Consider the following 21,502-nt stretch of genomic DNA (forward strand, 5'->3'; position numbering starts at 1 on the left):
GGTTTTATCTGCGGAAACGTCACATCTTAACTTCTGGAACAAAGCAATCTCTCCCCCATTGCACCAAAAAGCCCGAGTGTCGCTGGGACACCCGGGCTCGTGAAAAGGGGCTAATCCTTATTCGGACTTAGGCGGAAACCGTGGCAGAAGCGGTGTTGGTCTCGTCCTCGTCGGTCCATGCATGCTTGGGCATGGGACGGAAGATCTGGAAGAGCATCGCAGCCAGCAGCACGATGGCCACAACCGTCCAGATACCAAACTGCCCAAGAACAAGCAGGTTATAGAACTGGTTGATGAACAGGCCGATGACCCAAGCAAAGGCACACTCGTAGCCGATGGCAATCGCGGTCCACTTACCGGAGTTCATCTGGTTACGGATGGTGCCGATAGCGGCAAAGCACGGAGCGCACAGCAGGTTGAAGGCACCAAAGGCGACGCAAGCGCCCATGGTCGGGAACATAGCCGCAAACGCGGTCCACAGGCTCGGGTCGGTCTCGCCGGCGTCGGCAACGGACAGCAGCGAGCCGGCGGTGGCGACAACGTTCTCCTTGGCGACGAGGCCAGAGACGGTCAGTGCGGTGGCCTGCCAGGTGCTAAAGCCGAGCGGGGCGAAGATCCAAGCGACCAGGTTGCCGAACATGGCAAGCACGGAGTAATCCATGAACTCCTCGGGGATGCCCTCCATGGAAGGCAGGTAGCCAAAGGCGCCGTTGTAGCTACCAAAGTTGGAGAGGAACCAAACGACGACGGTGGACGCAAAGATGACCGTGCCGGCCTTCTTGATAAAGGCGAAGCAGCGCTCCCACACGTGCAGCGCCCAAGAGCGGATCGCCGGGAAGTGGTAGGCAGGAAGCTCCATAACAAACGGCGTCGGGCGGCCGGCGAAGAGCTTGGTCTTCTTGAGCATGAGGCCCGAGGCAATGACGGCAAAGACGCCCAGGAAGTAGAAGAGCGGGCTGATCCACGCAGCGGTGGTAGAAGAGTCGCCAATGATGGAACCCATAAGCAGGGCGATGATCGGCAGCTTGGCGCCGCAAGGGATGAACGTGGTGGTCATGACCGTCATGCGGCGGTCCTTCTCGTTCTCGATGGTCTTGGTAGCCATGACGCCGGGGACGCCGCAGCCCGAGGACACGAGCATGGGGATAAAGGACTTACCGGACAGGCCAAAGCGGCGGAACACGCGGTCCATGATGAAGGCGACGCGGGCCATGTAACCGCAGTCCTCCAAGAAAGACAGCATCACAAAGAGCAGGAACATCTGCGGGACGAAGCCCATGATGGCGCCGATGCCAGCCACGATGCCGTCGCAGACCAGCGAATCGACCAGACCACCGTCCTCGGTACCGCCCGCCACGAGAGCGTCATGCACCGCGGTGGTGATACCCGGGACATAGGGGCCGTACTGCGCCGGGTCGACCGAGTCGGCGTTGTCGCCCGCAGCCTCAACAGCTGCGTCATAGGCGTCGCGACCCTGACCGAGCACGTACCAGCCGTCGGTGCCGAAGAGCTGGTCGTTGGTGAAGTCGGTCACCGTGCCGCCCAGGGTGGAAACGGCGATGTAGTACACGCAGAACATGATGACCACAAAGATCGGCAGGCCCAGGATACGGTTGGTAACCACGCGGTCGATCTTCTCGGAGGTGCTCATCTTGGCCGGAGCCTTGGTCATGCACTCGTCGATAATGTGGGCAATCACGCCATAGCGCTCGCCGGTGATGATGGACTCGGCGTCGTCGTCGCAATCCTGCTCGCACTGGGCGACCAGCTGCTCGACGCGAGCGGCCTTCTCCTTGGTGAGGTTGATGAGCTTGCAGGCGTCCGCATCGCGCTCAAACAGCTTGACAGCGTAGTAGCGACGCTTGTTGGCGGGAACGCTCGCCGGCAGGTTGTTCTCGATATGGTCCAGAACGTCCTCGATAGAGGAATCGAACTTGTGCTCCGGCACCTGGCCCTTGGAAGCAGCGGACTTCTTGACCTGCTCAAAGAGCTCGGTAATGCCCTTGTTCTTAAGAGCCGAGATCATCATGACCGGGCAGCCGAGCTTCTTGGAAAGCTTGTCCGTGTCAATCTTGTCGCCGTTCTTCTCGACCAGGTCGGCCATGTTGAGGGCGACGACCACGGGCAGGCCGGTCTCGATGACCTGAAGTGCCAGGTACAGATTGCGCTCAAGGTTGGTCGCGTCGACCACCTGGACAACGACATCGGGCTCGCCGCTCATGAGGTAGTCGCGCGAGCACTGCTCCTCGGGGCTGTAGGGGGAAAGCGAGTAGATGCCGGGGAGGTCCGTAATCGTGACGTTCTTGTCACTCAGGAGCTTGGCTTCCTTTTTCTCAACCGTGACGCCGGGCCAGTTGCCAACGTAGCCGTTGGCGCCGGTGATCAGGTTGAAAAGCGTGGTCTTGCCGCAGTTGGGGTTACCCGCCAGCGCGACATGGATCTGAGAATCCGCCATTCAATCCTTCTTCCTTGTGTGCCCGCGCTGCTTTCTCCGCACGGGCTGGATAATGTGCTTCAACATTGCAAATTTAAGTTAGAAAAACCTAACTTTATCTGCATAAATAGTTGCCGCGGGCCCTTACTGGACCTCGACGACGGCAGCCTCCTCCTTGCGGATGGAAAGCTCGTAGCCGCGCACGTTGATCTCGACCGGATCTCCGAGCGGTGCAACCTTAACGACCTTGAACGAAGTGCCCTTGATGAGGCCCAGGTCCATAAGGTGACGGCGAAGCGCGCCCTCGCCGTGAAGCTTGACGATGGTAGAGCTCTCGCCCACCTTAACGTCACCCAACGTCTTCATATTCTTTTCCCCCTTTCAGCTTTTATGAAATGCTGCGAACTAACCGACGGTCATGATGTGCATGGCGACCTTGGTGTCGATACCAAAGCGTGCGCCCAGCACGGTGACGATGATATTGGCGCCACTCGAGCTCACCACGTGAACCTCACTGCCCTCGACAAAGCCGAGGTCCTTGAGGTGGTGCTTCATGTCCTCATTGCCCTTTACACGAGACACGTGCACGGTTTCGCCCGCTTTCACCATCGAAAGCGGCATGGCCGGCATCTGCGGTCCGCAAGACATGAGTGTGCTCCTAACGTCAGTTCGTCCTCAACATCGACGCAGCAAAAGTTAACCACGTCTATGTTCGCTACAGTAAACTAGCACGTGGTTAACTTTTTGGAAAGGGTCCCTATTCAGTTTTCGAAAAAGTTTCCCATATGAAACAGGTGTGACAAGGGGACAGCCCCTTTGTCACATTGTTGCGTTTAGAGGGAGAGGTTTCTGATCGACGTGACACACGAGGCCTCGTCTACGCCCGAAATGCGGAAGATGATGTCCTCGCCGCACTCGCCGTAGAGAGCCATGAGCCCCATTACATCGCGGCCGTCGGTATGGCGATCGCCGATGCTGACCGATACGTTGCTACGATGCTTGGCAATTATGTCATAGAGCAGCGCAACCGGGCGGGCATGCAGTCCCAACGGATCTTTAATCGTCTTTGTAAACTCGACCATGTCCCCTCCCACGGCATCGCACATTCGGCCGGCAAACCCAGCCACGTGGTAGTTATTGTAGCGTTAGATGCTTGTCGAGAGCTCCTCTGAACACCTCGTGGGCAAAAAGTGGCAAATATGAGTACTGTCACCAATTTAGTAGCAGCAAAATCGAGAGCAAATTGCCTCCTTTGAGCGATTCGAAGAGGTTGAAAGCCGTCAAACGCCCTTTAAAGGGGGTTATATAAATTGATTTTGAGCCCGTTTTTGCTCAGAACAGGCCGAATAATATGACACCTCTTTTGCAACAGTACTCATATTTGGCATTTTTTGACCACGGGGTCCAAAACCATGCCCCAAAACACAAGGGGGGCCTCGTAAGGCCCCTCCTTAGGAAAGGGAATCGATTTATTCCACAGCCGTAGATTAATCCTAGCCGCTACTCCATCATGTCGAGGACGGAGGGGCGCAGCTCGCTCTCGGCGGCCTCGGGATCGGTCTCGCGCAGGCGGTTGATATAGCGGTTGTACCACATCACGGCAAGGCCCAGGAAGACAACCACACCGCCAACGTTGTAGACCAGCGTCAGCCACAGCGGCTGATCGAGCGGGATGGTGCCGCAGACAAGCACAAAGCAGAAGACCACAAGCAGGAATGCGGCAACGACCAGACCAAAGCTGCGCGAGCCCATGCGGAAGTCACGGGGAGCGGCGTCGAAGTTCTTGCGCAGCATAAAGTAGGCAAGCAGGATCAGCAGCGGCGGGAGCAGAGCAGTGGCAGCCGTCATGTTGGTGACGATCATGAGCAGGTCGTCGAGGTTGCCGGAGCCCAGGGCCGGGATGATCAGGATGGGGACGACGATGGCGAACTGCAGCCAAGCGGCGCGGGCGGGAATGCCGTGCTCGTTGAGCTCGACGATCTTGCTACCAAAGACGCCCTTGGGGATCTCGGTGAAGAAGACCTTGATGGGAGCAGAGGTCCACATCATGAGGGAGCCCAGCGTGGCAGCGAGAAGGATCAGGCCAATGACGCGCGTGGACACTTCCATGGGAATGCCAAAGTGGGCAAAGACAGCGCCGAATACGTCGAAGATACCGGTGGAGATGGCAACACCGCCCTCGGGAATGAACAGGTTGACCAGCAGCGAAGCACCTGCGTACAGAAGGCCGATGGTCAGGCCGGCGATAACGACGGTGCGCACGAAGGCCTTGACGCCGCCCTTAAGGTCGTTAAGGAACACGCCGACAGACTCAGCGCCGCCAACGCCCTGGATGATCCAGGCAAGCGTACCGAAGAAGCCCCACATAGTTGCGAAGTTGCTCATGTCGGGAGCCATGTTAGCGGGGGTAGGAGCCGTAGCGAACTCGACGCCGCCAAAGGCAGCAGCCAGGGACAGCAAGATGAACACGGCAGTCAGGCCGAGAGCCGCGGTCGAGCCGAAGGAGGAAATGGAGCCGATCCACTTAGCGCCCTTGGTCGAAACCCACGTGGCGATAGCAAAGACGACGATCTCGATAATGGTGATCCACAGCTGCGAGAGCTCGGCATTGGCACCAAAGAACACGTAGCTCGCGTAAATGATGACGTTGGGCAGGACGGACGCAAAGTAGAACAGGTTAACGAACCAGTAGCTAAATGCCGTCAGGAACGCCCAGCGACCACCCATCGAGGTCTTAACCCATGCGTACACGCCAGACTCGGAGTCCCTGTTGAGGCCGACGAACTCAGCGGTAACCAGGGTATAGGGGACAAAGTACAAAAGCGTGGCGAAGAAGAACGACGGCGCAGCTGCCAAGCCGATGGCCGCGTTGTTGTTGATGATGTTCTTGATACCGAACACGGCGGCGACCGTCATGCCCAGCAGAGCGAACGAACCGATCGTTCCTCGTTTTTCAGAGCTCATAAGCCCTCCCAATCATCCGTTATATCTCATCTAAAACCGTCCGGACTGCAAGCGCAATCGTGGACGACGCACCTGCTAAGGGGAATGGGGAAAAGGGAGTCAACAAAGCCATCCCCCTTAACGGCGCGAAGCAAACGTCCAAACGGACGAATACTACTTGTTGGGGAAGGAATAACCTTCAACCGTCACGTGCAGTACCACGACGCGGGGATCCGCGGCATCGGCCACGACACGGTAGGCCTCGTCGATCTCGACGACGGCAACGCCGCCGGCGGGAATCGTCACGGTCTCCCCCGTACCCTCAAAGCGCTCGCGATCGTCGATATCGCTGTAGGCGCGCGTGCAGGTAAGATCCGTCTTGGAAGCCACCTCGACGGTCAGGTCGCCGTCGAGCGGGGCGAGCACGGCATGGTAGCGACGGTGACCGACCAGATCGGCGGTAGCTGCCTCGTGGGCGTTCACCCACCAGTACACCAACGAGTCGCCGATGGAGTACGCCACGTCGTGCTGCAGGTCGGCAACACCATCGAGCGCCTGGCCGGTGCGCATCCACTTCTTGACGGACTTCATCTGAGCGTCGAAATCGGCGCGCGAGTTAAAGACATGCATGACTTATGCCTCCTTAATGGGTGCCAGCGCCTGAGCCAGATCGGCAGACGTCAGCGGTCGCAGGGACACCTCAAAGCTGAAGCTCTCAAAACGGGTGCGGTAGGAATCGAGTACCTCGGAACCCCAAGAGTTCGAGCCAAGGCCGAGCAGCTGGTCGTTGATGTTGACCGTGACCGTATCGCCCTTGACAAGGTCATAGACGTGCTTGGCGTTATCGATTGCCTCGCAGCTATAGGGCCATGCCGAGAACGAGAACGGGTTGGAGGCGGCATCAGCCGGACGAGTCACCAACACGCCGTCACCGTGACTGGAGCGCAGGGCAACCCAGCGGGTACCCTCACGGTTGGCGCAGTCCTGAGGCATAACGTAGGGCGTGAACATGTCGTCGACCGTAGTGCGGTAATGACCGACCGGGTTGGCGCGCAGCGAGTCCGGATAGTTCTCGCCCGGGCCGTGGCCACACCACTCGACGGCACGATTGCAACCGGGGACCTCGAAGGAGATGCCGATGCGCGGGATGATATCCGAGTAATCGCCGTAGGGCTCGCCGGAAACCTTGAGGTCGACGCGACCGCTCGGAAGCACGGTGTAGACGAGCTCGACGCGCATGCCGAACGCGCGGACGGGAGGAGCGATACGCTGGCTCACGGTAACGACGACCGCATTGCCGTCCTGCTTCCAAGAAACCTTGCGGGTAGACGTCTGCATCACATCGATGAAGTTGTCCTTCCACAGGGAGTCATACTCCTGAGCGTGGTTGTCGACGAGCGGATGCCAAAAACCAACCTGGGGACCAGAGGCCATTACGTCGCGGCCGGATGCCTTCCACTCGCTCACGGTACCGTTGACTTTGCTGAAGGTCAGCTCACCGTTGAGGGAGTGAATGCGGATCTCTTGCTCGGTCTCCTCGACCGTAAGCTCAGGACGAGCGGGGGCGGCGATGGCCGGCGCCGGATGGTTTGCGATGGCAAACTGGCTTGCGCCCAGCTGGAACATCGGCTCGCACCAGGCGTGAGCCGCCATGGTGTAGGCGCGCACGGTCAGCAGGGTCTCGCCTACCGCGGCCTCGCGAATCACCAGTGGCAGCTGGACGGATTCGCCGGGAGCCACCGCGCCGGGCATAAGCGTCTTGCGGCACACTACATCGCCGTCTACCAGGGTCTCCGCCGACAGGCAGACATCCTCGAGGGTAGTAAACCAGCGCTTGTTCGTGACGGTCAGCTCGCCTGCCTCGGCATCGTAGGCCATGCGAACCGGGCAGATGACCTGGCCATACTCAGTGAGGCCCGGGCTCGGCTGCTGCCAAGGGAACACCATGCCATCGATGCAGAAGTTGCTGTTGTTGGGGTAATCGCCGTTGTCGCCACCATACATATCGTAAGCAACGCCGTCCTCGGTCACAGCAGCCAAACCGTGGTCGCACCATTCCCAGATAAACTGGCCTTGGATGCAATCCCAGCGATCGAAGACCTCCTGGTACTCGGACAGGCCTCCGGGGCCATTGCCCATGGAGTGGCCGTACTCGCAGTTGATGCGCGGCTTGGGGAACGGATGCTCACCAAAGTCGTTCATCTGCGACACACGGGAGTACATCGTGGAAATGACGTCGACGGTATCGGCGTTGCGGTCCTCCTCGTAATGGACCGGACGATCATCGAGCTCGTGAGCCTTGGCGTACATCGCGCGGATGTTGCAGCCATAGCCGCTCTCGTTGCCCATCGACCACATAATGATGCAGGCGTGGTTGCGCTCCTGCATCACCAGGCGCTCAATGCGGTCGACGTAGGCCGGCTCCCATGCCGGGTCGTCGGTGACCAGGGCGATATTGCCGATATTCTCGAAGCCGTGACTCTCCATATCGGTCTCGGCGACCAGCATGATGCCATACTCATCGCACAGCTCGTAGAAGCGCGGGTCATTGGCATAGTGAGAGGTGCGCACCGCGTTGATGTTGTGTCGCTTCATGAGCTCCAGGTCACGGCGCATGCGATCGAGGCCCACGGCGCGGCCCTTGTGATCGTCGTGATCGTGGCGGTTGACGCCATGCATCTTAAAGTAGGTGCCGTTGAGGTAGATATGATTGCCCTCGACCGTCACCTCGGCAAGGCCCTGGCGATGCGGAACGTACTCGCTGACCTCGTCACCGTCGTAGACCTCAAACGTAAGGTCATAGAGGAAGGGGTCCTCGGGGTTCCAGAAGTGGGCATCGGCAACGCTGCACTCGGCATGGCCGTCGACACACTCGCCCGTAGCGACCACGTTCTCGCCATCGCCGAGCGTAAACACGACGCGGGTAGCGCCCTCGGCCACCGTATCGAGTGTGATCAGAGCGGCATCGCCCTCGCGGTGCGTGCGGAACCTAAAGTCGACCAGGTGCGCGGCGGGACGCTGCATAAGGTACACATCGCGGAAGATGCCCGAAGCCCACCACATGTCCTGATCCTCGATATAGCTGCCATCGCTGTACTGCAGGACCTTGACCGCAAACAGGTTGTCGCCCTCGACGAGCGCGTCGGTCACGTCGAACTCGGCGGACAGACGCGAGCCCTTGGTCATGCCGATAAACTGGCCGTTGACGTACAGCTCGCCATAGCTCTCGATGCCGTCGAAGCGAATGATCTCGCGGGCGCCGGCAGGAACGGCGGGAAGGTTGACGATGCGCTGGTAGACGCCCGTGGGGTCGTCGGAGGGAACGAACGGCTGATCCACCGGAAACGGGAAACCCTCGTCGGTATAGGCAAGGTTGCCATAGCCGTCTACCTGCCACAGGTGCGGAACCTCCACGTGATCCCACTCGGACTTGTACGTGGAGAGCTCCTCGTTGGAGACGGCAGCAGGCCCCTCAAAGAGGCGGAACTACCACGAGCCAGACAGCTGAACAAACCCGCGCGACAGCTCGCGGCTGTACGTAGCAGCGAGATCGGCGGTCTCATAACCCATAAAGTACGCATGGGGTGCCAGGCGGTTCCTGTGGGTGAGCGCTTGGTTTTCCCAATCGTTAATGGCGTCCATGGTGATGCTCCTTCGTCATCGTAGTGATTCTTGTGCAACCGGTTGTCCTTATCTTACGGGCGATGTAAAAACCTGTGCAACCGGTTGTCCGCTGAACGGTCGATTTGGCCGGATTAACGGTGCAACCGGTTGTACAACCGCAACACTTATGTCACCCTGAATATCGAAACTCAACGCAAAACATCGTTCTTAAGCTCGTAGGCAACCGCCACGCCCGCTGATATCTCACCCACACGAGACGTATTCGATTGCGGCTTGGTTGCAAAACGACACCTGTCACCGGATATCATGAACGCTGTTCAGGTGCACTATAGTAAGCTGTATCCGCACCAGCCCGTATCAGTGACAACATCGACCGCATTTTCCAGGAGACGCCATGACCCAGCCAGTTCGCACCGCACCTACGCTTGCCGAGGTTGCCGCAGCTGCCGGCGTGTCGCGCTCCACGGCATCGCGCGCCCTCAACGATTCGCCCCGCATTAGCGAGGAAACCAAAAAGCGCGTCCGTGCGGCGGCCAAGAAAGTCAATTTTGTCCCCAACGCTCGCGGCCGAGCGCTCGCTGTCGGGCGCACGGAAATCATCGCCGTGCTCGTGACCGAGCCCCTGAGTGAGCTCTTCAGCGACCCCACCTATAGCGAATTTTTGAGCGGCATTACCGAGGAACTGTCGGAGTCGTCCTATCTGCCCGTTATCTTGCAGGCGTCTTCTACGCATGAGCGCAACCGCGCACGCGAGCACTTTGAGCGCCGCTCGTTCGACGCCGTGATCGACGTCTCCCCTTACAAGGGCAGCGAGCTGCTCGAGGTGCTGCGCGAGCTGGGCGTACCCACCGTGTTGTGCGGCCAGCTCGAGGGCCACCCCTATCGCGATGTGTTCTCGACAGTCTACTCTGACGACGAAGAGGGTGGACGCTTTGCGGCACTCGCTATGAAAGAGCGCGGGCGCAAAGATATCGTCGCCGTGTTGGGGCCGCAAGACAACCCCGCTGTTGTCGACCGCCTTCGCGGCTACCGCACCGTCCTGGGCGAAGACCTCCCAGGCGCAAACGTTATCTATACCGGCTGGAACAGCGGAGACGGCTATCAGGCCATGCACCAGATCCTCGCGCGCGAGATTGCTTTCGATGGCGTGCTCTGCGGATCGGACCGTATCGCGGCTGGCGTCATCACCGCACTCAACGAGGCAGGCCTATCCGTTCCGGCGGACGTTTCTGTCGTCGGCTTCGACGATCACGAGATTGCGGCGCGCTGCGTCCCCGCACTCACGACCGTCCGCCAGCCCCTGCGCGAAGAAGGCCACATGGCCGCCAACATTGCGCTCGACATGATCAAGGGTGCCGAGCCCACCACCTCCGTGATGCACATGCAGCTCGTTCAGAGAGACTCGCTGTAGGAAACTGGGCCGGGCTTTTCGCCAGACAGTTGTTGCGGAAAGCCTGCCCCGTTTTGAGCGCTCATTCTGGGGCACAGTTTCCGTTAGACCGCTCAAGCGGAAACTGTGTCCCATTATTTTGCCGAATTCTGGGTCGCGCTTTCCCAGAGGACCCCCTTTGGGAAAGCGCGACCCGTTCTGGACGCAGATTCCGGGACGCACTTTCCGCAACGCCCGGTCATCCCATGCCCTCACAATCTCGGCGTATAAAAAACGAGGGAAGGCACGTGTCCTTCCCTCGTTACGGGCAATATGTAGCCGCTTGCCTACATCAGGCGCAGGCTGACGTCCTTGAGCTGGGCGCCGCTAACGGCACTCGGGGCGCCCGACATGAGGTCGGAGCCGCTGGCCGTCTTGGGGAACGCCATGACGTCGCGGATGGAGTCGGAACCGGTGAGCAGCATGCACACGCGGTCCAGGCCCAGAGCGAAACCGCCCATCGGGGGCGCACCAAACTTGAGCGCCTCCATGAGAAAGCCAAACTGAGACTCGGCGCGCTCTTCGGTAAAGCCCAGGAGCTTGAGCATGGACATCTGCATCTCGGCGTTGTGGATACGCATACCGCCGCCACCGGCCTCAAAGCCGTCCATGACAAAGTCGTAGGTGCAAGAACCGGCTGCCAACGGATTGGCCTCGATCTTGGCGATGTCGGTCTCGGTCGGCAGGGTGAAGGGCTGGTGCTCGGCAGCGTAAGCCTTGCGGTCCTCGTCCCAGTGGAACAGCGGGAAGTTGACGACCCACAGGAAGTCGTGGCCCTCGCGCTTGATCTCGAGCGCGTTAGCCATGTGGGAACGCATGCCGCCCAGGATCTCGTCGGAGAGCAGGCGCGGGCCGGCGGCGAACATCACAAGGTCGCCGGGCTCGACGTCCATGCGCTCGCGCAGGGCGGCCATCTCCTCGTCCGAGAAGAACTTGACGATGGGGCTGTTGATGGAGCCGTCCTCGCGGAATGCGATCCAGGCCAGGCCCTTTGCGCCAAACGTGGAAGCCACGCCGGCAAGCTTATCGATCTTGGCGCGAGCCCAGGCACCGGCGCCCTTGGCGTTGATGGCCTTGACGACAGAGCCCTCCTCGTTCGCGGCAGTCGCAAAGACCTTGAACTTGGAGTTGGCGAAGATGTCGGTCAGGTCGACCAAGTGCATGCCATAGCGGGTATCGGGCTTGTCGGAGCCATAGGTGTCCATGGCCTCCCAGTAGTTCATGCGACGCAGCGGCGTGGGCATCTCGACACCCATGCGGCCGAAGGCATCGGCAAGAACCTCTTCGAGCGCGCTCATGACATCGTTCTGGTCCACGAAGGACATCTCGATATCGACCTGAGTGAACTCGGGCTGACGATCGGCACGCAGGTCCTCGTCGCGGAAGCACTTGGCAACCTGGTAGTAGCGCTCGACGCCACCGACCATGAGCAGCTGCTTCAGGAGCTGCGGGGACTGCGGCAGGGCGTAGAAGTTACCCGGCTGGATGCGGCTGGGGACGATGAAGTCGCGGGCACCCTCGGGCGTGGACTTGAACAGGGAGGGCGTCTCGACCTCCATGAACTCACGGTTGTGCAGCGCCTCGCGAATGGCAAAGGTAAAGTCGGAGCGCAGCTTGAGGTTGGCCATCATCTCGGGACGACGGAGGTCCAGATAGCGATAGCGCAGGCGGGTGTCCTCGCTGGTCTCGATGCCGTCCTCGATCTGGAACGGCGGGGGAACGGAAGTGTTGAGCACCTCGGCATGGTCGGTCAGGACCTCGATCTCGCCGGTCGCGAGCTTGGTGTTGGTGGTCTCCTCGCCACGAGCGCGCACGACGCCGTGGATCTTGATGGGCCACTCGGGACGCATGGTCTCGGCGATCTTAAAGGCATCGCCATCGGAGTGCTCGGGGTCGAAGGTGAGCTGCGTGATGCCCTCGCGGTCGCGAAGGTCGCAAAAAATAAGGCCGCCGTGGTCGCGGCGACGGCTCACCCAACCGGTGAGGGTGACCTCTTCGCCCACGTTCTCGCGGCGAAGCTCGCCGCAAGTACGGGTGTGCATGGAATGCTCGTCGATGGGACGGGTCTGGCTCATACCAGTGATCCTCCTTTATGGATCTGTGCCGCCCCGTGTCGTTCCGGGCGGCGTCGTACAGATTTGCCCAGCCTGCGTAAACCGCGCAGCCAGACATGGCGTTCTATCTTATCGCACCTGTGTCGATGTGCCGCGAAAAAGTAGCTCCTGCCCAAAGACTTGACGGAGACGAAACAATTGACGCACCGTGGCCGTCGCACAGGCGTGCGGCGTGCGACAATGTGCCCCAATACAACTGCACTTGGAAAGGCCCGCCATGACTGTACGCCTCATCGTTATGGATATCGACTCCACCCTCATCAACCAGGAGGTCATCGACCTGTTGGGCGAGGAGGCCGGCGCGGGCGAGCAGGTGGCACAGATCACCGAACGCGCCATGCGCGGTGAGCTTGACTTTAAGCAGGCGCTCGAGGAGCGCGTGGGGCTGCTCGCCGGCCTGGGCGAGAGCGTGTTCGAACGCACCTTTGAGCGCGTGACGTTTACCCCCGGCGCGTTGGAGCTTGTGCGCTCGGCGCACAGCAAGGGCTGGAAGGTCGGCGTGGTGAGCGGCGGCTTCCACGAGGTCGCCGATAAGATCGTGGCTGCCGCGGGTATCGACTTTTGCCTGGCCAATCGTCTGGAAGTCGTGGACGGCAAGCTCACCGGTAAGTTGGCTGCCGACATTGTGACCAAGGAGTCCAAGCTCATCCAGCTGCTGGACTGGGCAGTTGAGTGCGGCGTCGACATGGCGCACACGGTCGCTATTGGCGACGGCGCCAACGACATCCCCATGATTCAGGCCGCGGGCACGGGCATCGCGTTTTGTGCCAAGCCCAAGACGCGCGAGGCCGCCCCGTTTGCCATCGACGAGCGCAATCTGATGCTCGCCATGGACATCATCCTGCGCGACTAGCCAATCCGTCTAGCAATTGAATCAGTCTGTCCTATAGTTTCCGAACAATTCTGTCTTAGTGTTCGGAAACATACCCTTTGAGTGCTAAACTTTGCGCCGTCGAAGGGAACATATATGGATAAGCGAGATCTAGAGCAGCTGCTGAGCGATGTTGCCGGCGGAGCAGTCACCCCTGCCGACGCCCTCACGCGCATCCAGACGGCTCCGACCGCCGATTTGGGCTTTGCGCAGCTCGACCTTTCGCGCGGGGTGCGCCAGGGAGCCGGCGAAGTTGTCTACGGCGCCGGTAAAACCGCCGAGCAAATTGCCGCCATTATCAAAGCATTACTCGATGCCGGCCAGGAGAGCATCCTGGTCACGCGCCTGGACGACGAAAAGGCAGCCCGCACCTCGGAGCTCCTCGGCAACGGCATCGACCTGGGATATGTCCCGGACGCCCAGCTCGCCCTGGTGGGTGGCAAGCCCTCCCCCAACGGCAACGGACGCATCGTCGTCGCCTGCGCCGGCACGAGCGACCTGCCCGTTGCCGAGGAAGCCGCGTTGACGGCCGAGTTCTACGGCAACGAGGTCGATCGCCTCTACGACGTGGGTGTCGCCGGCCTGCACCGCCTGCTTGCGCATGCCGAGGAACTTGCCCAGGCACAGGTGGTCATCGCCATCGCCGGCATGGAGGGCGCCCTGGCGAGCGTCATCGGAGGCCTGGTGAGTTGCCCAGTCATCGCCGTCCCCACCAGCGTGGGCTATGGCGCGAACTTTGGCGGCATGGCCGCACTGCTCGCCATGCTCAACTCCTGCGCCAGCGGCGTTTCGGTCGTCAATATCGACAACGGCTTTGGTGCCGCCTACCAGGCAAGTCTTATCAATCATCTGAGCGCCGGCACGTCCTGCGCCCGCTAAGGAGCATTTCATGTCCAACCATCAGCACACGCTTATCATCGACGGCACCTCGGGCATCAGCGGCGATATGACCGTCGCGGCCCTGCTCGACCTGGGCGCCAGCGAGGAGCATCTGCGCGAGCAGCTCGCCACGCTGCCGGTCGACGGCTTTGAGATTGCCGTTACACGCGCAAACAAGCATGGCATCGACGCCTGCGACTTTGACGTTCAGCTGGCAGAGAAGCTCGAGAACCACGATCACGATATGGCCTGGCTCTACGGCAACGAAGCAGCTGCCGAGCACACGCACGAGCATGAGCACCACCATCATGATCATGGCGAGCACGAACACGAGCACTGCCACGAGCATGACCACGACCACGAGGGCCACCATCACGCCCACCACCATCACCACCGTTCTTTGGCGGACGTCACCGCCATCATCGATGGCTCGCAGCTAAGCGATGGCGCCAAGCGTCGCGCGCTCGCCATTTTTACCGCGCTCGCCGCCGCCGAGGCCAAGGCCCACGGCAAAACGCCCGAGACCGTCATGTTCCACGAGGTGGGCGCCGTCGACTCCATCATCGACGTCTGCTCTGTTGCCATCTGCCTCGATGACCTGGGTATTGAGGACATCGTGGTCGAGTCGCTCTCCGAGGGTCACGGTACCATCCGCTGTGCCCACGGCCTTATGCCCATTCCCGTCCCCGCTGTCGTCAACCTGTGCCAGGCGGGCAATATCGTCCTCACGCCCGCACCAGTCGCCGGCGAGCTTGTGACGCCCACGGGCGCCGCCATCGTCGCCGCACTGCGCACGTCCGAGCACCTGCCGGCCCGCTACCGCATCGAGGCCGTCGGCTACGGCGCCGGTAAGCGCCCCTACGAGGGCTGCTCCGGCACGCTCCGCTGTCTGCTCGTTCACGCGGACGCATAGCCATGGATGCCCGCAAGGAAAAAAGCCGCGCCGCCATCGTTGCAGCATTCTCCGAGCTCCTTCGCGAGGAGGACTACGGCAAGATCACCGTCGGCGACATCATCGCTCGCGCCCATGTGGGTCGGGCCACGTTCTACGGCCTCTTCAAGAGCAAAGATGACCTACTGTCCGAACTCGTGAGCGACATCTGCACCCACGCCCTCGACGACGATGGCACACCGCTCGATAATCCGCTCGTACAAGTCGAGCATATCCTCAACAACCTCTGGGAACGCCGCCAGGGCGTACGAGCCCTCGTAGCCGGCGCCGGCTCACGCGTCTTCGCCGGCTGCCTACGCAAGACCATCATGTCACGAGCAGCCGAAACCGTCCCCACCGACCCAAACGGCCCCGCCGCCACCATGGACCGAAGCTTCCTACTACACCACATAGCCTCAAGCTTCGTAGGAATGGTCCAATGGTGGGCCTGGCACAACTTCCAAGCCCCAAAAGAGGACGTAGCCAAAGACTACCTATCAGCCATTAAGCCCCTCTTCAACTAAGTAAGAAGCTCATCCCAAAGCATCGCCCCACCCCAAGGCGCCACGCATCCCAAAGTGTCACTCGCACCTCAAAGCGCCTAACAACAAAGTGCCCACCACATCCAAATTCAGATATATATGTTGGTTGCTTGTTCGAACGCAACTGGATTCCCGCAGGGTCCGGCATAGGTTAACTTTCCGCCGCACTCCGCAGGACGCAAGAAGCTCCCGCCGCACGAAGTGCGCAGCGAGAGCTTCTTGCATGTCCGAGGACGCGGCGGAAAGATAACCTATGCCGGACCCGGGCGTTATATCAATTGTCTTGGACTAGAACATGCCCAAGAAACCGTGCACAAACAGTGCGGCCAGAGCGGCACCGACAAACGGAGCGATGCCAGGAACAAGCAGGCCGTACTTCCAGTTGTTGTCGGCCTTGTTCTTGATCGGCAGCACCTGATAGGCCATGCGAGGACCAAGGTCACGGGCCTGGTTCATGGCGAAGCCAGTGATGCCGCCCATGCCCATGCCAACGGCCCAAACGATCAGGCCGACGCAGATTGCGAGCATCAGAACGTTCTCGCCGGCGCGGCTAGCGGCAGCAAGGATGGCGCTGATGAACACGAAGGTGCAGATAGCCTCGCAGAAGAAGTTACGAGCATAGTTCGTGCCCTCGGTGGTGGGGTTGGTCGAGAAGATGTTGCGCTGGGCAATGGGGTCGACGACGTCCTCGGAAGCCTTGAACTCATCGGCATACATAAACCAAGCGATCACGGCACCCACAAAGCCGCCGAGCATATCGGCAAGCATGAAGGGGATGCAGTTGCCCCACGGCACCAGGCCGACGATGCACTGGGCAAGCACCATGGCGGGGTTCATGCACACAGCGCCACCAAAGACAAACAGGCAGACCGAGATGCCAAAGGACCAGGTGGTGATGGCAAACATATGGCCGGAGCCCTGATACTTGGTGCCCTTGAGCACGGTATCGCAGTGAACACCCACGCCAAAGACGATCATGAGGGCCGTTGCGCCGAATTCGCAGAGGAGTTTGGTAAGCATAAAACCTTATCTTTCTTGTCGGTTATAAACGATTCGTTTAAGCCGCGCACTAGTGCTGTGCGACAACAACACCCAGGCCATCGGGGATGACGGCGACCTTGGCATCGGCACCCTTCATCTCAAAGGCGAGCTTGAGCGCTTCCTCGATAGTGTTGACCGGCGTCATGTGCATATCCTTGAGCATCTGGTGATCGCACAGGTCGGTGACCATGATCACAGGGTGATGCGCCAGGATGCGGGCAAAGATCTGGCTCGTCCACTGATCGGGCAGGGTCTCGTCCTTAGGACGATCGATGCAGGCGCGCTCAAACTCTGCCGGATCGTTGTCGGCGATGTTGTGATAGAAGCCCTCGCCGCCGTGACCGTCGGCACAACCGGCGACGTCGATGATCACGCCGCCCTCGGGAAGCGTGGCCTCGGCAGCGCACATGCCCTTCACAGCCTGATAGATGTTCTGATCGAGGGGGTAGCCGCCGTTAGTGGTAATGGCGATCTCGCACTCGACGGGCTCAACGCCGGCAAGGCTCTTCACGAACTCGCAGCCAGCCTCGTGCGCCTTGTGGATGTCGCCGGCAAAGGAGCCAATGACCTCGTGCTTGCCGTTGAGCACCACGTTGAGCACAAAGGCAAGGTGAGCCATCTCGGCGGCGGCAAACATGTCCTCGCTCACGTGGTTGTGGCACAGGTTGCCGGCACGCGAGTGGGAATCGTTCACAAACTGACCGTTGTGGTTGTACATGATGGTCTTGTAGCTGGCGATGCCAGGCAGGACGGACTTGCGGCTACCAGAGAAACCGGCAAAGAAGTGCGGCTCAATAAAGCCCTCGGCAAGCAGCAGATCGCAATCGGCCGCAATCTTGTTGATGATGCACTCGCCACCAGAAGGCAGGGTGCCGATCTTTTTCATCATGCTGTCGTCAGTCGCGACGTGCATAACGATTTCTTCGTTGGCAACGATCTCCTCGCCGTACTTGTTGACGAGCTCCTCGTGCGTCGACGGACGATGCATACCCGTAGCAACCAGAATGCGAACGCGCGCCTCAGGCGCAGCGGAGTGGATGTGATGCAGCAGAATAGGCATCGTCACACGCGAGGGAACGGGACGCGTATGATCTGAGCTAATGATGACAATATCCTTCTTGCCAGCACAAAGCTCCTCGAGCGAAGGCGAGCCGTAAGGGTTGGAAAGCGACTCCTCCACCAGCTCTTCCTGCGATTTCGTGGTCTTAAACTCGTTTTGATGACCTTCCATCACACCCGCGAAGTTCTTATCCTCGAGCTCCAGATGCAACGTCTTGTGGTCAAACGGCAGTTCACATTCAAACAATGACGAGCGCCCTCTTCCTTTCAACTGACACACTAGATAAACCGTTGGAAGGATACGCCGCTCACCGAAAAACACCACCGTCCACCGACTCATTAACACAACGTTCATATTTGACCCACAACAAAACAACCGCGATCCCAAACGGGACCGCGGCCGCCACAGTCGTAAGGCGAGAAGCGCCAAATGCGCCACCAGGATAGACCCCCTCCAAAACGCGCGAAGCGCGCCATTCTTCTCCTCAACTCTAATCCTTGAAGACCGAGGACGAAGGGACCCGATGGGTTTCCCTCTGAATGCATTCCGCAGCACGAAGCCCCCTTATCCGCAACTCCGAAGGAGCAGGATAAGGGGGCTTCAAGTGCGAGGACGCATTCAGAGGGAATCCCATCGGGTCCCGGTGAGAGCCACAGGGCTATCGATTACCCCGTGTTTTGCAAACCTGCCGAGACGCCGGTCACAGTCGAAAGAATCAGGCTCATGTACTCGGCCTTCTTCTCCTCCGCCATCTCGTCCTGGTTCATACGCACCTCGCGAAGGGCGCGAACCTGGGCGATGGATAGGGCGTCAACATAGGGGTTACGCACGCGGACGGCGCAGCCGAGCACGCGGCGACGCTGCAGCGGCCACTCGTCACCGACGATGGCAAGGACCCACTTACGGGTGAGCTGCATCTCGGTGAAGACCTTCTCGGACAGATCCTGGCGATCGCCCAGGTGCAGGTACATCTTGGCGATGCGCTGATCGGTCTTAGCGATCGACATCTCGATGTTGTCGATGAACGTGCGGAAGAACGGCCACTCCTGGTAGGCAGCCTTGAGCTGGTCAAGGTCGCCCAACTGCTCGCAGGCGGTGCCCAGGCCGTACCAAGCGGCCAGATTGATGCGTGCCTGGCTCCAGCTAAAGATCCACGGAATGGTACGCAGGTCGTCGAGCGACTTGGCGCCCAGGCCGCGCTTGGCGGGACGCGAGCCGATTGGCAGCAGACCGACCTCGGTCAACGGCGTCACGGTCGAGAACCACGGTGTAAAGTCCTCGGTGTTCAGCAGGTCCAGATAGCGCTCATGGCTTACTGCGTTGAGCTTCTCCGCCATATCCCAGAACTTCTGCGTGGTCTCGGTGTTGGTCTTCTCGACGCTCGGGGCCGACTGCAAAAGCGTTGCGGCGGCAACGGACTCAACATGGCGCTGAGCCAGCGTGCGGTTGCCGTAACGGGCAAAGATGACCTCGCCCTGCTCGGTGAGCTTAAAGAAGCAGTTGACCGAACCCTTGGGCTGCGCCAGCACGGCCTTGTTGGCCGGACCGCCGCCACGGCCCACGGCACCGCCGCGACCGTGCATGAGCACCAGGTCGATATCGTTCTTCTCGGCCCACTTGGCAATGCGCTCCTGCGCGGAGTGCAGCGCGAGCATGGCCGTGGTAGGACCGGCATCCTTGGAGGAGTCGGAATAGCCCAGCATGACCTCCATGCGGCGGTTGGTCTGGGCAAGGCGCTTTTGCACCACGGGCAGCGTAAGCATCTGGTCGAGCACGTCGACGCAGCCCTCGAGGTCCTCGAGCTGCTCGAACAGCGGGATCACGTCGAGCTCGGGGACATCCTCCTCGTGTGCAAAGGACAGGTGGGCCAGCTCAAAGACGTCGGCCACATGCTGGGCGCTCTTGGTGAACGAGATGATGTAGCGGTGCGCCATCTTCTTGCCGTAGCGCTTTTGGATGGAACCGATGGCACGGAAGGTGTCGATAACCTCGCGCGTCATGGGCTGCAGGTCGCCATGGATACCGTTCTCGTGAATATCCTTGAGGGCGCGGGCGTGCACCACGGAGTGCTGACGGAACTCCATCTCGACCATATGGAAGCCGAAGGACTCGACCTGCCAGATGATGGTCTGGACCGGGCCGTAGGCAGCACGGACGGCACCGCAGGCGGCCAGGGAGCGCTGAACGACGCGCAGGTCATCCAAGAACTCGTCTGCGCTGTGGTACATGGTGTCGGTGATGCGACGCACGGTGGCGTTCAGACGGTCGGCCATGACGAGCATGACGGCGCGATGCGGCTCGTGCTCGGAGATCAGCTCGGCGCGTGCGGTGTACTGGGTGCTCATCTCGACCTGATGGTTCCACAGGTTGATGAGCTCGGCAGACGGCTTGCTGTAGGTGGCCTCGAGCGTGAGGTTGCGGCCGATGCGGCGGCACTTGTCCTCGAGCTTGAGCACCATGTGGGTGAAGTACTTGGCGGCGACCTCACGGCTCACCTTGGCGGTGACGTTGGGGTTACCGTCGCGGTCGGAACCGATCCAGCTGCCGGGATGGAAGAACGCCGGGCACAGCGGCGGCACGGTACCCGCCTTGTCGCCCAGCACCCAGTCGTCAAAACGACGATAGATAACGGGAATGACGTCGAACAGCGTGTTATCGAAGATGTCGATGATGGTATCGGCTTCCTCGACCGGCGTGGGCTTCTTGAGCGCGATGGGGCTCGTACGCACCAGGGCGTCGATTTCCTGCAGCATATGGCGCTCGTTCTCCACTAGGTCGGAGCCGCCCAGGCGCGGACGCTCCTCCAGCAGGTTGGAAATACGGCGAATCTTGCCCTCGACGGCCTTACGACGGGCCTCGGTGGGATGTGCGGTAAAGACAGGGTGGAACTCCAGCTTGTCGAGCAGCTCGTTGGCGCCCTCGACACCCATCTCGTTTACCAACTGGTGATAGGCGACGGTGAGCTCGTTGGCGGGATCGACCTCGGTATCGGTCGATGCGCCGGCCTCGCGCTCGCGCAGCTGCGCCACGCGGTAGTTCTCCTCCGACAGGTTTGCCAGATGGAAGAAGCTCGTAAAGGCGCGGACGATAACCTGCTGCTTATCGAGCGGCAGACTGTCGATCAGATCAACGACCTCGCGAAACGCCACGGCGGTGGGCTCGTCGGCAGTGGGCACGCCCTGCTCGTCGACGGACTCGTCGGCAGCACGGGTGCCGGGGTTTCCGGCGTTGGCCACAATCTCGGCTGTCAAAATCTTGTCGAACAGGTCCGCGATCTCGGGATCATACTCGCTAAGCACACGGCGCTCCAGGCGCAAGAACAGCGCCAGATTGTCGCGCAGCTCCTCGGGGATCTCGATCTCGGCGAGACGCTCCTTGGATTCGGCATTCGAGCCGATTCGGTTAACGAGGCGGTTGACCACGGCAGCGACGCGCGCCGCGGCTTCGGGTACAGACTGGTTGCTTAGGTTCTCAGCCACGTTTCCTCCCATTCCTCCTTCTATGCACGTAACATGCGGTATTCATTATAGGCGCTTGAGAAATACTTTCGACACTGATTGCGCTTTACCACACAAAAGTATTTTCTGCATTGCAAGGGTTTTTGCCCTAAATGGTCGTATTTCTCGGTGGGCGG

At 60.3% G+C, this 21,502-nt stretch carries 17 protein-coding genes and 1 pseudogene; 5 read left to right on the forward strand and 13 right to left on the reverse strand.

Annotated elements, in window-relative coordinates; genetic code table 11:
• Positions 1-127 precede the first annotated feature (127 nt).
• The 9 genes and pseudogenes from DXB86_RS03765 to DXB86_RS10045 form a co-directional block, all read right to left on the reverse strand.
• Complete coding sequence (locus tag DXB86_RS03765; protein WP_117736196.1) at positions 128-2,455, reverse strand: ferrous iron transporter B; 2,328 nt, start codon at positions 2,453-2,455, stop codon at positions 128-130.
• A gap of 123 nt (positions 2,456-2,578) precedes the next feature.
• Positions 2,579-2,800: a FeoA family protein gene (locus DXB86_RS03770; protein WP_006234774.1), complete on the reverse strand. Its 222-nt coding sequence runs from the start codon at positions 2,798-2,800 to the stop codon at positions 2,579-2,581.
• A gap of 39 nt (positions 2,801-2,839) precedes the next feature.
• Positions 2,840-3,082 (reverse strand): FeoA family protein, encoded by a 243-nt coding sequence (locus DXB86_RS03775; RefSeq protein ID WP_231500839.1) that lies wholly within the window; start codon positions 3,080-3,082, stop codon positions 2,840-2,842.
• A 185-nt stretch (positions 3,083-3,267) separates the two neighbouring features.
• Entirely contained in the window at positions 3,268-3,516 is a 249-nt protein-coding gene (locus DXB86_RS03780) for an HPr family phosphocarrier protein (protein ID WP_117634215.1), read from the reverse strand.
• A gap of 418 nt (positions 3,517-3,934) precedes the next feature.
• Positions 3,935-5,398: an amino acid permease gene (locus DXB86_RS03785; protein WP_117736197.1), complete on the reverse strand. Its 1,464-nt coding sequence runs from the start codon at positions 5,396-5,398 to the stop codon at positions 3,935-3,937.
• 153 nt (positions 5,399-5,551) lie between these two features.
• A complete protein-coding gene (locus DXB86_RS03790; protein WP_117736198.1) occupies positions 5,552-6,007 on the reverse strand; it encodes a hypothetical protein in 456 nt (151 codons plus the stop codon).
• Positions 6,008-6,010: 3 nt separating this feature from the next.
• Complete coding sequence (locus tag DXB86_RS03795) at positions 6,011-8,401, reverse strand: glycoside hydrolase family 2 TIM barrel-domain containing protein (protein WP_233504144.1); 2,391 nt, start codon at positions 8,399-8,401, stop codon at positions 6,011-6,013.
• Positions 8,402-8,851: pseudogene (locus DXB86_RS10105) on the reverse strand (sugar-binding domain-containing protein); the annotation flags it as partial. It abuts the gene before it with no gap.
• A 12-nt stretch (positions 8,852-8,863) separates the two neighbouring features.
• Positions 8,864-9,019, reverse strand: coding sequence for a hypothetical protein (locus DXB86_RS10045; protein ID WP_199410982.1), 156 nt, complete (start codon positions 9,017-9,019; stop codon positions 8,864-8,866).
• A gap of 376 nt (positions 9,020-9,395) precedes the next feature.
• Here DXB86_RS10045 and DXB86_RS03800 point away from each other — a divergent pair, with 376 nt between their 5' ends.
• On the forward strand, positions 9,396-10,412 hold the full coding sequence (locus DXB86_RS03800) for a LacI family DNA-binding transcriptional regulator (protein ID WP_117736199.1): 1,017 nt from the start codon (positions 9,396-9,398) through the stop codon (positions 10,410-10,412).
• Between the two features lie 305 nt (positions 10,413-10,717).
• On the opposite strand, the gene aspS is transcribed toward DXB86_RS03800, so the two are convergent.
• On the reverse strand, positions 10,718-12,505 hold the full coding sequence (aspS, locus tag DXB86_RS03805; protein ID WP_117736200.1) for an aspartate--tRNA ligase: 1,788 nt from the start codon (positions 12,503-12,505) through the stop codon (positions 10,718-10,720).
• 256 nt (positions 12,506-12,761) lie between these two features.
• Between aspS and serB the strand changes: the two genes are divergently transcribed.
• The 4 genes from serB (at position 12,762) to DXB86_RS03825 (ending at position 15,749) form a co-directional block, all read left to right on the forward strand.
• Positions 12,762-13,397 carry a phosphoserine phosphatase SerB gene (serB, locus tag DXB86_RS03810; protein WP_117736201.1) on the forward strand — a complete coding sequence of 212 codons (636 nt, stop codon included), beginning with the start codon at positions 12,762-12,764 and terminating at the stop codon, positions 13,395-13,397.
• Between the two features lie 114 nt (positions 13,398-13,511).
• Complete coding sequence (gene larB, locus DXB86_RS03815) at positions 13,512-14,294, forward strand: nickel pincer cofactor biosynthesis protein LarB (RefSeq protein ID WP_117736202.1); 783 nt, start codon at positions 13,512-13,514, stop codon at positions 14,292-14,294.
• 10 nt (positions 14,295-14,304) lie between these two features.
• Positions 14,305-15,207: a LarC family nickel insertion protein gene (locus DXB86_RS03820; protein WP_117736203.1), complete on the forward strand. Its 903-nt coding sequence runs from the start codon at positions 14,305-14,307 to the stop codon at positions 15,205-15,207.
• A gap of 2 nt (positions 15,208-15,209) precedes the next feature.
• Positions 15,210-15,749 carry a TetR/AcrR family transcriptional regulator gene (locus DXB86_RS03825; RefSeq protein ID WP_117736204.1) on the forward strand — a complete coding sequence of 180 codons (540 nt, stop codon included), beginning with the start codon at positions 15,210-15,212 and terminating at the stop codon, positions 15,747-15,749.
• 306 nt (positions 15,750-16,055) lie between these two features.
• On the opposite strand, the gene larD is transcribed toward DXB86_RS03825, so the two are convergent.
• The 3 genes from larD to DXB86_RS03840 form a co-directional block, all read right to left on the reverse strand.
• Positions 16,056-16,787: a D/L-lactic acid transporter LarD gene (gene larD / locus DXB86_RS03830; protein ID WP_117736205.1), complete on the reverse strand. Its 732-nt coding sequence runs from the start codon at positions 16,785-16,787 to the stop codon at positions 16,056-16,058.
• Between the two features lie 49 nt (positions 16,788-16,836).
• The gene (gene larA / locus DXB86_RS03835; RefSeq protein WP_233504135.1) at positions 16,837-18,114 is read right to left on the reverse strand and encodes a nickel-dependent lactate racemase; all 1,278 of its coding nucleotides are present in this window, start codon (positions 18,112-18,114) and stop codon (positions 16,837-16,839) included.
• Positions 18,115-18,533: 419 nt separating this feature from the next.
• On the reverse strand, positions 18,534-21,347 hold the full coding sequence (locus DXB86_RS03840) for a phosphoenolpyruvate carboxylase (protein WP_369831477.1): 2,814 nt from the start codon (positions 21,345-21,347) through the stop codon (positions 18,534-18,536).
• Between the last annotated feature and the right edge of the window lie 155 nt (positions 21,348-21,502).

It is taken from the genome of Collinsella sp. OM06-18AC, assembly GCF_003438785.1.
Classification (GTDB): Bacteria; Actinomycetota; Coriobacteriia; order Coriobacteriales; family Coriobacteriaceae; genus Collinsella.